The sequence below is a fragment of the Streptomyces sp. NPDC043896 genome, assembly GCF_056435605.1.
Genome location: NZ_JBWKEE010000003.1, coordinates 24,519 through 39,095, shown reverse-complemented (window position 1 = coordinate 39,095; position 14,577 = coordinate 24,519). Strand labels below are relative to the sequence as shown.

10 protein-coding genes are annotated in these 14,577 nt (G+C 75.6%); 4 read left to right on the top strand and 6 right to left on the bottom strand.

The window, feature by feature from the left end; all coding sequences use genetic code 11:
- Window positions 1-8: 8 nt before the first annotated feature.
- Window positions 9-1,091 (bottom strand): DUF5937 family protein, encoded by a 1,083-nt coding sequence (locus AC069X_RS04860; RefSeq protein ID WP_478725161.1) that lies wholly within the window; start codon window positions 1,089-1,091, stop codon window positions 9-11.
- A 99-nt stretch (window positions 1,092-1,190) separates the two neighbouring features.
- Between AC069X_RS04860 and AC069X_RS04855 the strand changes: the two genes are divergently transcribed.
- The gene (locus AC069X_RS04855; protein ID WP_478725159.1) at window positions 1,191-2,498 is read left to right on the top strand and encodes an MFS transporter; all 1,308 of its coding nucleotides are present in this window, start codon (window positions 1,191-1,193) and stop codon (window positions 2,496-2,498) included.
- Here the strand turns inward: AC069X_RS04855 and AC069X_RS04850 are convergent.
- The gene (locus tag AC069X_RS04850; protein WP_478725157.1) at window positions 2,473-2,874 is read right to left on the bottom strand and encodes a hypothetical protein; all 402 of its coding nucleotides are present in this window, start codon (window positions 2,872-2,874) and stop codon (window positions 2,473-2,475) included. The two genes, AC069X_RS04855 and AC069X_RS04850, sit on opposite strands and share 26 nt — an antisense overlap.
- Window positions 2,875-3,043: 169 nt before the next feature.
- Complete coding sequence (locus AC069X_RS04845; RefSeq protein ID WP_478725155.1) at window positions 3,044-4,282, bottom strand: MFS transporter; 1,239 nt, start codon at window positions 4,280-4,282, stop codon at window positions 3,044-3,046.
- Window positions 4,283-4,437: 155 nt separating this feature from the next.
- Between AC069X_RS04845 and AC069X_RS04840 the strand changes: the two genes are divergently transcribed.
- Entirely contained in the window at window positions 4,438-5,493 is a 1,056-nt protein-coding gene (locus AC069X_RS04840; protein ID WP_478725153.1) for a hypothetical protein, read from the top strand.
- Between the two features lie 195 nt (window positions 5,494-5,688).
- Entirely contained in the window at window positions 5,689-6,312 is a 624-nt protein-coding gene (locus AC069X_RS04835; protein ID WP_478725151.1) for a TetR/AcrR family transcriptional regulator, read from the top strand.
- Window positions 6,313-6,413: 101 nt separating this feature from the next.
- On the opposite strand, the gene AC069X_RS04830 is transcribed toward AC069X_RS04835, so the two are convergent.
- The 3 genes from AC069X_RS04830 to AC069X_RS04820 form a co-directional block, all read right to left on the bottom strand.
- Window positions 6,414-9,626, bottom strand: coding sequence for a bifunctional cytochrome P450/NADPH--P450 reductase (locus AC069X_RS04830; RefSeq protein WP_478725149.1), 3,213 nt, complete (start codon window positions 9,624-9,626; stop codon window positions 6,414-6,416).
- A gap of 428 nt (window positions 9,627-10,054) precedes the next feature.
- Window positions 10,055-10,177, bottom strand: a complete 123-nt coding sequence (locus AC069X_RS04825) for a hypothetical protein (protein WP_478725147.1) — start codon at window positions 10,175-10,177, stop codon at window positions 10,055-10,057.
- A gap of 75 nt (window positions 10,178-10,252) precedes the next feature.
- Window positions 10,253-11,065, bottom strand: a complete 813-nt coding sequence (locus tag AC069X_RS04820; RefSeq protein WP_478725145.1) for a 4'-phosphopantetheinyl transferase family protein — start codon at window positions 11,063-11,065, stop codon at window positions 10,253-10,255.
- Window positions 11,066-11,435: 370 nt separating this feature from the next.
- Between AC069X_RS04820 and AC069X_RS04815 the strand changes: the two genes are divergently transcribed.
- Window positions 11,436-14,318 carry a helix-turn-helix transcriptional regulator gene (locus AC069X_RS04815; RefSeq protein ID WP_478725143.1) on the top strand — a complete coding sequence of 961 codons (2,883 nt, stop codon included), beginning with the start codon at window positions 11,436-11,438 and terminating at the stop codon, window positions 14,316-14,318.
- Window positions 14,319-14,577 lie beyond the last annotated feature (259 nt).

Below are 14,577 nucleotides of genomic sequence, written 5' to 3'. Positions count from 1 at the left end.
GGACGTGCTCACCGCAACACCGCGGCGAGCACGTCCGTCCCCAGCGTCGTGAGGTCCGTTAGGTTGAGGCTGTAGCGCACGTACCGCCCCTCCCGCCGGGCCACCAGGAGCCCCGCCTGCCGCAGCAGGGCCAGGTGGCGGGAGACCTCCGGCGGGGTCAGGTCCCATGCGTGGGCCAGCTCGCCGTTGGTGTGCGGGCCCCGGGCCAGGGTGCGCAGCAGACGCAGCCGTGCCGGGTGGGCCAGGGCCTCCAGCCGCAGGGTCACCGTGTCCAGGGAGACCGGCTCCGACGGGTCCGGCTCGGCCACCGGGTACTGCACCACCGGCTGCCAGCCCGGCGCGTGGACCATGGCCAGGTGCGGCCGGCCGAAGACGCTCGGGATGAACGTGACGCCGGTCCCGCGGGCGGTCGTCGTCTTGTCCAGCAGCTTGTCCACGAGGATGCGGTCGCCTTCCGGGGCCAGGGTGACCGCGCCGGACACCGAGGCGAGGGCGGCCCCGACGCCCTGGTGCTTCAGCAGGTCGTTCTTCAGGCGCAGGTCCGTGGCGAGGCGGACGGCGGCGTCGGCCCAGGCCGCGTCGAAGAAGGCCTCGGCGCAGGCCTCCAGGGTGTCGCGGACGCGCACCCGCACCGCCGAGGGGTCCGCGAGCAGCCGCTCCGCGAAGGCCTCCTGGCGCGGGCCCCGGGCCTGGGCCAGGTCCAGGGCCAGGTCGCGGGCGACGGTGTCGGTGAGGGGCGACGGGGAGGTGAAGTGGACCCGGTTGCCGCAGGTGGTGACCAGTGCGGCCGAGACGTACCGCTCGTCGTCGATCCGGTCCACGTCGTCCAGCTCCTCCCGGAGCGTCGCCCGGGGCCGGGCCGGGAGCATGAAGTCGGCCTGGGACGTGCGCCAGAGGAACTCCGCCTCCCGCAGGCGCTCGGCCAGTCCCGGCCGCAGCCCCGACCGTACTTCGGCGGCCCACGCGGCGAGCTCCGGATGGTGCTCGGGCTCGGCCAGCACGTGCAGCATCGCGGTCAGCTCGGCCAGCGGGGAGGCGGCGAACCGCAGCCCCTCGGACGGCATGCCGCCGATGTCGATCCTCAACGTCATCCGCACATCATCACCGCACCGGCGGACGGCCGCGACGACTGTTGACGATTCCCGTCAAGCGACGTGCCCGGCGGGGCCGGTGACCCCACCGTGCAGTCCATGGCAGTCACGAGCACCACCCCCACCCCCAGGACCGGCCCCCGGGCCCTCCTCCGCGCCTCCGGCGGCCCCCGGTACGCGGTCGCCCTGGCCGTCGACGCGCTCGGCACCGGCCTGCTGCGGCCCTTCCTCCTCCTCTACGGAGTGACCGTGCTCGGCCTGTCCGCGCCGGCCACCGGCCTCGCGATGACGGCCGGCATCGTCATCGGGCTGCTGTGCATGCCCGCCGTCGGGCGCTGGCTGGACCGGGGCGCCCGCAGCACCGTCGTCGCCGCGTCGATGCTGGTCCGCGTGGCCGGTGCCGCCGTGCTGCTGGCCGCACCCGCGGGGCAGGTCTGGCCGTTCGCGGTCGCGGCCCTCCTCCTCGGCATCGGCAACCAGGCGTGGCCGGCGGCGCACGCGGCCCTCGTCGCCACCCTCGCCCAGGGCCGGGAGCGCGACACCGCCCTGGCGGCGGGACGCGCCCTGCGCAACGCCGGGCTGGGGGTGGGGGCGCTCCTCGCCATGGCCTGCCTGGCGGGCGGCACCCCGGCCCTGCGGGCCCTGGCGGCCGGCACGGGAGTGGCGTACCTGGCGGCCGCCGGCCTCTCGTGGTCGGTCCGCGTCCGCGTGGACCGCGTACCGGGCCGGTCCGGCAGCCCGGCCGGGCAGGAGGAGCCCGCACCCCGCATGCGCGCCCTGCTGGCCGCCAACGTGGTCTACGTCTTCTGCCTCAACGTCCCCGAGATCGCGCTCCCGCTGGTCCTGCTGACCCAGCTGGACGCCTCCCCGATGTGGTCGGCGGCGATCTTCGTGGCCAACACGGTGCTGGTGGTCACGCTCCAGGTCCCGGTCACCGTCCTGATGTCACGCTACGCCCGGCGCACCGCGCTGACCGTCGCCGGCGTCGTCCTCACGGCCTCCTACCTCGGCTTCCTCGCGGCGGCCTCCCTGGGCGAGGGGCACGCGTGGGCCGCCCCCGCCGTCGCCGCGGTCTCCGTCGTCTGCACCCTCGGCGAGATCGTCTACGCGGGCAGCGCCACCGCCCTCGTGACGGCCCTCGCCCCGGCCCACGCCCTGGGACGCACCCTGGCCCGCTTCGAACTCTCCTCCGGCTTCGGCCTCGCCGTCTCCCCGGCCGTGATCACCGCCCTCGCGCCCCACGGCCCGACCGCTCTCTGGGGCACCCTCGCCGCCGCGACCCTCGTGTCCGCCTCGGCCGTCGCCCGGGAGGAGGGGGAGCGTGCGGGAGGACCGCCCGCGGTGACGGCGGACGGCCCTCCCGGTGGTGCCCGACGCGGCGTCAGTCCACCTTGTGCCAGTGGGTGACCTGGACCGCGCCGTCCTCGGCGCCGATGTGGGCGTACATGGCCAGGTGCTCCGGGGCGAGGAAGGTGTCCTTCTTCTCCTGGAAGAACGCCTCGTCGTACCAGGCCACGTCGAAGACGACCTTGCCGCCGGGCGCGCCGTTGCGCTCCACCCAGGTCCGCTGCCAGTCGTACGGGCCGTCGAGCCGGCCGGCGAGGCGCTCGTCGGAGGCCCGTAACGCCTGGACGCAGCGGTCCAGGGCTTCGTCGGAGGCGAGGTCGATCTCACAGTGGGACTGGGCGACCACGGTGCGGTCGCCCCGGCGCCCGGGCGCGGAGTCGCCCAGGAGCACCAGTTCGCGGGTGACGGGATTGCCGGGAAGGATCGTGCTGGACATGGGTTTCCCCCTCTGACGGGTGGCAGGGACCGCCTGGCACCCTCTGAGATCAGACACGATGTGCTCGGATGTGCTCGGCCGCATCCGTCCGTTGGACCGATTCCGGTCGGATTTCGACGCTAGGGACGACCCGGCGGCCCGTCAACGCCGACCAGCGGGAATCGGCCACCTACTCCTGCGAGGGGTGGTCGGGCACCTGGTCCGGAGCCCGTGACGGCTCCGGAGCGTCCGCCCCGACGGTGTGCCGCAGGAGGACCGGGCTGCCCGCCAGGGTGACGAGCAGGGTCCCCACCCCCGCCAGCTCCAGGGCCCCCGCGCCGCCGAGCAGCGTCGTGGCCGGACCGCCGAGGGCGGTCCCGGCCAGGTTGGCCCCGTTCAGCGTCGCCCCCGAAGTGGCGAAGGCCCGGCCCCGTACCGCCGCCGGGACCCGGGCGTGGATCAGGTTGCGGATCGCCAGCCCCTGGAGGGAGTTGGCGACACCGGTCAGGACGAACGCCGCCAGCGTCACGGCGAAGACCGGCACCGCCGCCCCGACGGCGAGCCCCGTCCCCATCAGGACCCCGGCCCCGGCCAGCACCCGCGGCTGCCACTCCAGGGGGACCCGGGGGGCGATCAGCGTGGAGGCGGCCAGCATCCCGACGGTGTGCGCGCTGACCAGGAAGCCGTACCCGGTGCCGGACACGCCCAGGTCGTCCCGGATGAAGAAGACGCGGGCCACGCTCAGCACGGCCGTGAACACGATCGCCGACGCCAGCGCGAGGATCGCGGTCCGCAGCAGACGGTCCCCGCCCAGCACCCGCACCCCCTCGCGGACCTGCACCAGCCAGCGCCCTCCCGGTCCCTCGACGGGCTCGCGCCGGACCCCCAGGAAGGCCAGCACCACGGCCATGACCAGGAACGAGGCCGCGTTCACGAGCAGCGCGACCCGTACGTCGGCCACGGCGATCAGCACACCGGCCAGCCCCGGCCCGGCCACGTTGCCGACGGACCGGAAGGCGTCGAGCCGGGCATAGCCCCGGGCGGTGTCGTCCGCGCCGACGATCCGGGGGACCAGCAGCAGCAGCGCCGGGGACGCCAGGGCCAGCCCGGCCCCGAGCAGGACCAGCAGGACCAGCGTGCCGGCCAGGCCGGTCACGAACACCAGCCCCGCGCCGGCCAGGGCCTGGAGGAGGGTGACCGCGACGATCAGCCGGCTGCTCTCGACCCGGTCGACCAGCGGGGCGGCCAGCGGCCCGACCACGACCAGCGGCAGGACGCTCGCGACGACCAGGGCCGAGACGGCGACGCCCGACCGGCCCTGGTCGTGCAGCCGGAGGGTCAGGGAGACGATCGCCATCTGGTCCCCCATGGAGGACAGGCCGTACGCGGCCGCCACCACGGTCAGGACGACACCACGGTTTCCCAGCATCCGCCGATGTTCCCAGCCCCGCTCCGCCCCCGGCGGTCACAGCGGCCGGATCAAGCCACTCCGCCGGCCGCCGCCCGCGCGGACGTGCGGACGTGCCCCACCGGTACCGTGCCCCCTGCGGAGGACCCCGCACGACGATGCGAAATGATGATCACATGAGTGATCGGCAAGGACATGCGGAACAGGAGTCCGTGGCGGGTCTCGCCCGCCGGCTCGTCGGGGCGGACACCCGGGGCTGGACGCCGGAGGGAGTGACGGCGCTGGTCGCCGCGCTCGGCTGGGAGTGGGACGGGAGCCCGGACGGCCCCGTCCTGACCGGACGCGCCCCGGGCAACGCCCGCCTGCGCCCGGTCGGCACGTACGAGGAACGCTACGCCGACGGCGAGTCGTACGTGGAGCTGGCCGTCCCCCTGACGGCCGCCGCGGCCGGCGCCGCGGCCCAGGCCGCCGCCTTCCGCGCCGCGTCCGAGGCCGTGAGCGCGGAACTCGGCAAGCCCTCCGTCATCGGCTCGCACGGCGACATCGGCCCCTTCTACGACAGCGGGCAGCTCTGGGGCGCCCCGTTCATGCGCTGGCGCGGAAGCCCGGACACGCTGGAACTGCGGGGCGGGAAGACCGGTCCGGAACTCGTGCTCCAGCCCACCGGCCCGGCGGAGAACTGGTTCTGGCGCCAGGGAGTCGGCGAGGAGCACTCGATCAGCGGCTTCTTCGGCAGCAACCGCGACGCGGCCAACGCCGGCCTCGGCTTCCCGGGCCGCTGGACCGCCCGCAGCTGGGAGACCGTCACCCGGTCGCTGGCCGACTTCCTCGGACCGCTGCCCGCCGAGACCTCCGCCCTCGGCATCCGGATCGGGATGCCCGTCTACGGGCGCACCGAGCACGGGGCCCCGCTCCTCTTCGACGTGGCGTGCGACGGCCGGCTGTCGATCGGCTGCTTCGCCCCCGACGGGACCGACCCGGCCGCGCTCGGCTGGGGCACCGTCGCCGAACACCCCGCCACGGCGGCGGTGTTCGACGACGGCGATCCCGTGTGGCGGGTGGACGGCGGCGGCCAGGGCGAGCCGCGGGGCCGGGAGCTCGCGGAGCTGCTCGTGGCCACGGCCAGGGCGGCCGGGGTACGGGAGCCCTCCGACCTGATCGTGGGCGGCGAGGCCGAGTACGTGGACGGCTACGACGTCACCTACTACGGCCTCGGCCTGCGGACCGGCTGACGCCGGGTCCGCCGCCGCACCCGGCCGGAGGCGCTCGGAGCCGCGCCGGCCGTCGGTCCTGGCCGGGGCGGGCCCGCGTACGCGGCGTCCACGCCCGGCCGGCAGCCGCAGGGCCGGGGGATCACCGTCGAGGACCCGCGGCGGCGATGTTCGTCCACCGACTTGATCCACCGACCAAGTCGCTATAGTGGCGGCATGGCTCACGTTTCCGCGGCCGAGCGCCGTCCCCAGCTGGTCAAGGCGGCCATCACCCTCATGACCCGGGAGGGCGTCGCGGCCGGGAGCACGCGGGCCATCGCCGCGGAGCTCGGCGTCGCCCAGGCGACGGTCCACTACACCTTCGGCACGAAGGAGGACCTGTACCGGGCCGTCATGGAGCAGCTCACCGTGGACCTGATCGCGCGGGTCGAACGGGCGGCCCCGCAGGACGCCCGTTTCGAGGAGGCGATCGCCGCACTAGCCGGCGCCCTCTGGCGCACCGTGGAGGAGGAGACGAGCGGCTACCGGCTGCTCACGGAGCTGGCCCTGCTCGCGCTGCGCACCCCCGCCCTCGACGAGGCCCGCCGCTCCCACCACCGGCAGGTCAGCGAGATCACGGCCCGGATCATGACCGAGACGGCGGCCCGCACGGGCTACGTCCTCGCCCAGCCCGCGGACCTGGTCGCCCGCTTCTTCCTCAACGGCTTCGACGGCCTGACCATGCAGCGCCTCTACGCCCCGGAGGAGCCCACCGGGAGCACCGACCTCAAGGTCCTGGTCGCCGCGACCGTCGCCCTGGCCGGCGGCCGGCTGGACTTCGCCGCCCTCCGGACCGGCTGAGCCGACGGCCACGGGTGCGCGCGGCACCCGTGGCCGTGACGTGATGCGGAGCCTTGGGGGCCTTCAGGGCCTTCAGGGCCCTCAGGGCGTACGGCCCCGGTTCAGCCGGCCCACACGTCCTCGACGTAGCGGCCGGACTCGATCAGGCCGGCCAGCCAGCCGGCCGCCTCCCCCTCGTCCGCGCCGGTCCGCTCGCGGCAGACGGCCGTGAACGCCTCCCGCACCGCGGGCGCCATCCGCCGGCCGTCGCCGCAGACGTACACCCGGCCTCCCGCCTCCAGGACCGCCCACACCTCCTCGGCCTCCCGGGCGATGCGGTCCTGGACGAACCGGGCCCCGTCGACGGGAGCGTGCGTGAAGGCGGGGCGCATGCGGACGGCTCCGGCCGCCTCGGCCGCCTCGAACTCCTCGCGGTGCAGGTAGTCGACGTCCGGGTGGTCGCAGCCGAAGTAGCACAGCAGCGTGCCGCCCGACCCGGTGTGCTGCCGGTCGAGGACCGCGCCGCGGAACGGCGCGAGACCGGTGCCCGCGCTGACCAGGATCACCGGGACGGACGGGTCCTCGGGCAGCCGGAACGACTCCCCGCACGGCAGCACCCGCGCCTGGACGACGTCACCGGCGCGCACGCGCCGCGCGTAGTCCGAGGCGATGCCCCGGAAGGTGCCCTCGCCGGAGCGGTGGGGCGCGGCGAGCAGCGACACCATCAGCTCCACCTCACCGGGCCGGGCGGCCGCGGACGAGGAGATGGAGTAGTGGCGGGGGCGCAGCACCGGCAGCAGCTCCAGGAAGCGCTCGAAGGGCAGCTCGCAGGCGCGGTACCGCTCCAGCAGGTCCAGGACGCTGATGCCCCGTGACGTCACCCGCTCGTGGAACGCCCCGGTGTCGGCGGCGAGCGCGGCCAGGGGCTGCTTCTCCGGCGGGCAGGCGGTGTGCCCGGCGAGGACGGCCACCTGCTCGGGGGTGGCCGGATCCTGGAGTTCCACGAACTCGGTGAGCAGCCGGCGCAGCGTCAGCGGGCGGTCGACGGGCAGCGCGCCGCGGCTGCGGCGCCGGGCGCGCAGCCGGACCGTCCGGTCGAGGTCGAGGCCGAACCGGTCGGCGACCCGCCGGACGAGCGGCTCCGGATTGGCGGGGAGGAGCGCCAGGTGGTCGGCGGTGCGGTACGTGACGCCCTCGGGCAGCCGCAGGCGCAGGTACCGCTTGGAGCGCCCGAGTGCGTGCTCCGTGTCGACGAGTTCGTACGCGTCGAGCACCTCCATTGGCTGGACGCCGTGCCGGGAGGCGAGGCCGGCGGTGACCGATGCGGCGGTGTCCTCCAGCTCGTACAGTCCCTGCCCCCGGTCGGGGTCCGCGGCGGCCGGGGCCCCGGCGGGGGCGTCGCCGTACCGCTCCAGCAGGGCGGTCCACAGGTCCGCCGTCCAGCGGTCCACCGTGCCGGCGAAGTCGCCGGAGGCGTCGGCGGCGCCGCGTGCGAGGAGGGGCACGGCCCCGGCCGCCGCGAGGCGCTCGTCTATGAGGGCGGGGATCCGCTGGTAGGTGGCGGCCCAGTTGCGGTCGCCGACGCCGAGCACGGCGTACGGCAGACCGGCGAGCGAGCCGGGCTCCAGCCCTTCCAGCCGGGCGACGAACCCGGCGGCGTCGTCGGTGGGGCGGCCGTTGTAGGAGGCCGCCACGATCACCAGCGGACCGCCGGCGGGGTCCAGCCGGCCGGCGTGGTCGTCGAGGGGGGACACGGAGGCGGCGAAGCCGCGGTCGCCGCCGTCCGCGGCCAGCTCGCGGGCGATCCCGGAACAGGTCCCGAGGTTGGAGCCGTGCAGCACGGTCAGCGCGGTGCCGGAGGCCCGCCGGGCCGCGTCGCCCGCCTCCGGCCGGCTCGCCGTCCCGCTCACCGGCGCGGCGGGGCGGCGCCGCTCCGCGCCGGTACGCCGGGCCAGTCCGAGGGTGAAGCCTTCGGGCTTGAGGGTGAGCGTCTGCTTGATCTCCAGCCGGTAGTCGTGGTGGTCGATGAGCCGGTAGCGGTGGACGAGGAGCCCGAGCAGGAGGGTGGCCTCGTGGAGGGCGAACTGACGTCCGATGCAGGCGCGTTCGCCGCTGCCGAACGGCTTGAAGAGGTGGACGGACCGCGCCTCCTCCCGCTCCCGGGTGAAGCGCTCGGGGTCGAACAGCTCCACGTTCTCTCCCCAGGCGGGGTCCCGGTGCAGGGCGGGGGTGAGCACGAGCAGCGTCTCGCCCTTGCGGACGGCGTACCTGCCGCCGATGACGGTGTCCTCCAGGGGTTCCACCGCGTAGCCGGGGGCGGTCGGCCACAGCCGCAGGCTTTCGTTGAGCACCTGGCGGACGTACGTGAGCCTGCCGACGTCGCCGTAGCCGGGGTCGGGCGTCTCCTGGTCGCCCCACAGCGCGTCGACCTCGGCCTGGGCCCGGGCGAGCACTTCGGGGTGCTTGGTCAGGTAGTGGAGGGCGAAGGACAGGGCGCCGCTGGTCGTCTCGTGCCCGGCGATGAGGAAGGTGATGACCTGGTTGCGGATGTTCACGTCGTCCAGCGGCCGGCCCGTCCGGGCGTCCGGGGTGTGCAGCATCCGGCCCAGGAGATCGCCGGTGCCGGTGTCACCGGACTGCCTGCGCCGGCGGATGACGTCGTCGACGAGGCCGGTCATGAGGTCGACGTCCTGGCGGAACTGCTGGGACCGCCTGGGCTGGAGCCATTCCGTGCCGGGGATGGACTCGACCGTGTCCTGGGTGAACGCCAGGGCCCGGCCCATGGCCCCCACGAAGGGGTGCGGGTCCTCCCGGCGGAACGACTCGAAGTCGTAGCCGAAGCCGCACAGTCCGATGGTGTCGAAGGCCAGGCGCGTCATGTCCTCGGGCACGTCCACGGCACTCCGGCCGGCGGCCCGGTCCCACGTGCCGATCAGGGACCGCGCCACCCGGAGCATGGTCGGGTGGTAGTCGCGCATGGCGCCGAGCGAGAAGGCCGGCATGAGGATGTCGTGCGCCTTCCGCCAGTTCGGCTCGTGGTTGAAGGCGGTGAAGAGGCCGTCACCGGCGAACCGCCGGATCTCGGCCAGGTCCGGGTGCACGTTCTTGCGGAAGCGGGACTCGTCCGCCAGCTCCGTCACCAGATCCAGGCCGCCGACGACCACGACCTCGGTCCCGAAGACGCGGATCCGGTAGACCGGCCCGAGTTCCTTGACCTCTTTCATCATGTGGACGGTCGCCGCGAACCCCTTGGGGAGGCTGAGGGCGTGGCCGACGAGCGGGAGGGCCGGGCGCTCGGGGACGGGCTGGGCCGTGAGGACGGACGGCTGGTTCATGGGCGTGCCTTTCGTTCCGCGGCGTCATTCGGTCCCCTCAACGTACAAGTGACTTTGTCAGTCGACAATGTCTCATGATTGTGTTGAACGACACGATCGCTTGACAGAACCATTCGGGGCCCTCGGACGTACCGCACGGGCCCTCGTCGCCGGCGACCGCTCGGCGGGACGGTCGGCCGCCCGCCGGTGCCGTCCTCGGCGGGTTGAGCAGGCCCTACGGGGGGCGGGGTGACGGGGGCGTGGGCGGGGCCGGAAGGTGTGCACGGCCCGCACCTGGACGGCCTTGCCGCCGATGTGCGTGAGCTTTGTCGTCACCTCGAAGCAGGTAATCCGCTTCTGCCCGTCCAGCCAAAGGTTGACGGCCGCCTCGTGCGGGGTGTGGTCCGGGAAAGCGGAGGTCGGCATGGAGTGGCCGGCCTCGGCCGCCGTCAGGCGGACCCCGACGCCCCCGGGATCTCGCGGGTGGACTCGCCGGAGCGGGCGGGCAGGGCGGCGGGCGCCAGGACGGCCGCGGCCGCCCGCGCCGAACGCCGGAAGGAGGCAGCGGACATGTGTGCCGGTCCCCGTGTACGGTCGATCCGGGGGAGGCCGGAGAACCCTGGTCCCCCCGGCCCGGTCCGGCCGGGCTACCGGACCCCGGACAGGGCCCCGGCGGCCGCGTCGTCCAGCACCCCGAGGTGGTGCGTGCGGACGGTGATCCCGGGGTCCGTGCCCGGCGCCCGCTCCAGGGCCACGGCCGCCGCGTGCCCCGGCCCCACCGGCACGTCCCGGACGCTCCACCCGGGCGGCCGGGCCGGCGCCCCGACGCCGGGGTCGCCGAGGTAGTCCAGGTCCGGGCTGCGGCCCACCCCCGTGCCGAGCCCCTTCAGGTAGGCCTCCTTGCGGGCCCAGAGCCGGGCGAACACGGCGGGCCGCAGGGCCGGCTGGGCGGCGCGGACGGCCCGCCGCTCGGCGGGGTGCAGGGCCTCGCTCACGGTGGCCGCCTTGTCCGGCGGCGGCAGCGCCTCCACGTCCACGCCGACCACCCGCCCGGCCACCCCGATCAGGACCAGGCCGCCCGTGTGGGACAGCGAGAAGTGCGGCGCGCCGGAACCGGCCAGGGCAGGGCGCCCGTGGGGTCCGCCGCAGCAGGGGCAGGGACTGCGGACGAAGTGCAACTCCGCCGGGCTGACGCCCTCGTAGGCGCAGAGCACCCGGCGCAGCGCGAGGTGCGCGGCCACGTACCGGCCCCGGTCGAGGGGGTGCACGAACGCGGCGGCCCGGGCGCGCTCCCGCGCGTCCAGCGGGGACCGGTCGAGGACCACGGAACGCAGCCCGGAGTCCGGGACGTGGAACAGCCACAGGTCCGAGGCGTCCCCGGCCGGCCGGGGACGGGGCCCGGGCCAGGGGGCGGGCGGCCAGCCCGGCGGCGGGCAGGACGGTTCCGGATGGGACAGCACGCAACTCTCCGGTGGATTCGGCGGCCAACTGCTGCTCCGGCACGATAAAGCAGCCGGTGAACGGGAATTGATGGCCGGATTCCGGCTGCGTTCTTCCGCCATGCGCCCGGCCCGCGCCCGCCGCTCCCACGGCGAATCGGGGAATTCGGCTCCGGGGAAAGTCCGAAATCCGGTGGGAATTCTCGCCGTTGGACGGTCCGCGGTGGCATGTGCCTCGGCCAAGGTCCGGCGCATTCTGGCTCAAATCGAGCGGATCGTCCGCAAGTTCCCGGGGAACATCCCTTACGATCTTGGTCACGCAGGGACATTCCGGCGTCGTACCGCCGGGATGACCGGAGGCGGTTCCACGAAGGAAGAGAGAAATACCGTGGTGTTCACCGCTGGAAAGGCGCAGGACCCCGTCCGTACCCCGGACGTTCCCACCCCTGAACTCGAAATCCTGCTGCGCCACGCAGCCGAGGCCCGGACGGGATCCGCGCGGGCCGTCCTCGTCAGGGGCCCCGCCGGAACGGGCAGGACCCGTCTGCTGGACCTCGCGCGGCAGCGGCTGGCCGCCGCCGGATGCGCCGTACGGTACGCCGCCGGCCCGCCCGCCGGCCCGGCCCGCACACCGGCGGCGGACACCCTGCTGCCGCCCGCCCCCGGATCCCCGCCCGGATCCCTGACGGGATTCCCGCCGGTATACCCGCCGGGGCTCCCGGCTCCCGCCGCACCCGGTGACCTCCGCCCGGACCGGCACGTGCTCCACCGCCGGGCCCTGGACCTGCTCGCCGCCGGCCCCCTGGCCCTCGTCATCGACGACGCGCAGTGGTGCGACGAAGCCTCCCTGCGCTGCGCCGACTTCATCCTGCGCCACGCCGCCGCCCGCCCCCTGCTCCTCGTCCTCGCCCAGCGCACCGACGCTCCCGGCCCCGGCACCCCCGTACTCGCCGAGATCCTCGCCCGGGGCCGCTGCACCCTCCTGGAACCCGCCCCGCTCACCGAAGCCGCCATCGCGCACCTGGTCAGCCGTACCTCCGGCGCCCCGGCGGACCGCCGGTTCGTCCGCCGCTGCGCCGAACTCACCGGCGGCAACCCGCTGCTCCTGCACCGGCTGCTCACCGCCCTGCGCACCCTCGGCATCCCGCCCGACGCGGACGCCGTACCCGGCCTGGACGCCGTCCACCAGAGCGTGCTGACCGCACGGGTCCCCGAACTGCTGGCCGCCGGCCCGCGCCGCACCCGCCAGGTCGCCACCGCCCTCGCCGTACTCGGCCGGACCGCGCCCGACCCGCTGGCCGCGCTCTGCGGACTGGACGTCCGCGCCGTGGAGGCCGCGCTGACGGCGCTGCGCCGGATCGAGGCCGTGGTGCCGGGCTCCCCGCCGCACATGCGCGAGGGAGTCCGCAGCGCTGTCCTCGCCACCCTGCCCGGCCCGGAACTGCGCGACCTGCGGGTCCGGGCGGCCCGGGTCCTCAGCGACGCCGGACGGCCCGCCGCGGAGGTCGCCGAACAGCTCGCCCCGCTCGACCGGATCGACGAGCCGTGGATGTTCGCCGTCCTGCGCGACGCCGCCGCCGAAGCACCCACCCGGGCGACCGTCAGGGCCGCCGGCCGCTGGCTGCGCTCGGAGGCGAGCCGCGGCCTCACCGACGCCGAACGCGGCGGCCTGCACGTGGAACTGGCCCGCGCCGCCAGCCGTACCGTCGTCACCCCGGCACACGCCCTCTGGCACCTGCGCCAGGCCCTCGCCCTCACCCCCGACCCGCGCGGACGGGCACCCGTCGCCGTCCAGTACGCCATGCTGGCGCTCGGCACCCGCCGGGCCCCGGAGGGCCTGCGCTTACTGGAGCGGGTGCTGGACGGCCTGACCGGCCCCCCGAACGGCGGGGCGGACACCGACCGGCACCTGCGCACCACCGTCGAATCGGCCCTGCTGGCCACCGCCGTCAACGACCGCGAGGCGCTGCCCGCCGCCCGAGCCCGGGCCGCCGCCCTGCCCGTCCCCACCGGGCACGGCCCGGCCGACCGGCGCCTGCTCGCGGCGCTCAGCGCCTTCGCCGCCCTGGACGGCGGATCCGCGGACCGGGCCGCCGCCCTCGCCCGCCAGGCACTACGGGCCGACGAACCCGGCACCGCCGGCTGGGGGGTGTTCTGTTCCTCCGCCGTCCTCGCACTCGCCGACTGCGTGGACGAGGCCCTCGCCGCCCTGGACCGGGTGCTGTCACCGGCCCAGGAGCACCCGCCGCTGTGGCCCCGGCGCGCCGCCCTGGCCGGCCGCTCCCTGCTCCTGCACGGCATCGGCGACGTGCCCGCCGCCGCCCGGGACGCCCGGGCGGCCACCGAGGTGACCGGCCCGGCCGGAGCCCCGCCCCTGGCACACCTCGCACTGAGCTCCGTACTGCTCTCCCAGGGGGAGGCGGGCCGGGCCGGCGCCGTCCTCGACGGACTCGCCCGCACCGCGGGCCACCTGGACCGCAGCGTCTGGGAACGGCACCTCTACCTCTACACCTCGGGGCAGGTCCGCCGGGAGCGGGGCGACCTCGAAGGCGCGCTCGAACTGTGGCGCCGGTGCGGGCGCAGCCAGGAGGAGGCGGGCATCGCCAACCCGGTCCTCGCCCCCTGGTGGCTGCCGGCCGCCACCACGCTGGCCCGGCTGGGCCGGGGCGCCGAGGCGGCCGGGCTCGTGGAGGCCGCCCGGGAACGGACCCGCGGCTGGGGCACCCCGCGCGCCCTGGGACTGGGCCTGGTCGCGGCGGCCTCCGTCGTCGGGGGCCGCGCCGGTACGGAGCTGCTGGCCGAGGCCGTGGAGACCCTGGCCGCCTCCCCGGCCCGGCTGGAACTGGCCAGGGCCGAGTACCGGCTGGGCCGGGAGCTGCTCGCCCTCGGCGACGCCAGGGCGGCGCGCGGCCACCTGCGCCAGGCCATCGAACTCGCCACCCGCTGCGGCGCCCACGCGCTGACCGCCACCGCCCGCGACACGCTGGTCACCGCGGGCGGGCGGATGCCGCAGCTGGCCGTGGCCCCGGTGGACTCCCTTACCCCCAGCGAGCGCCGGATCGCGACCCTGGCCCAGCGCGGCCACAGCAACAAGAAGATCGCCGAGGCGCTGTTCATCACCCCGCGCACGGTGGAGATGCACCTGACCAACGTCTACCGCAAGCTCGACGTCCGGGGCCGCGGCGACCTGCCGCGCAGCCTGGCTTCCCGCCCCCGCCCCCACCCCAGCCCCCGTTCCGCCGCACCCGACCCGGCCGACGGCGTGCCGGCCTAGTGCTGTGACCGGAAAGGCTCACCGGGTCGCGGCGCCCGGCACGGCACCTCGCGGCGTTGTCGGACCACGCAGGTACGTCCCGTACGAGCCGTGGCCCTCCGCCTTGCGATGCACCGCACCGGACACCGCGACCCGGCAAACCTTCCCGGTCACAGCACTAGCGGGTGTGCCAGGCGGCCCGGGCCCGGCCATGATCCGTCGGACACCCCCTAGTACCGCGGCCGGAAGGGTCTGCCCGGCCGCGGTGTCCGGTGCGGCG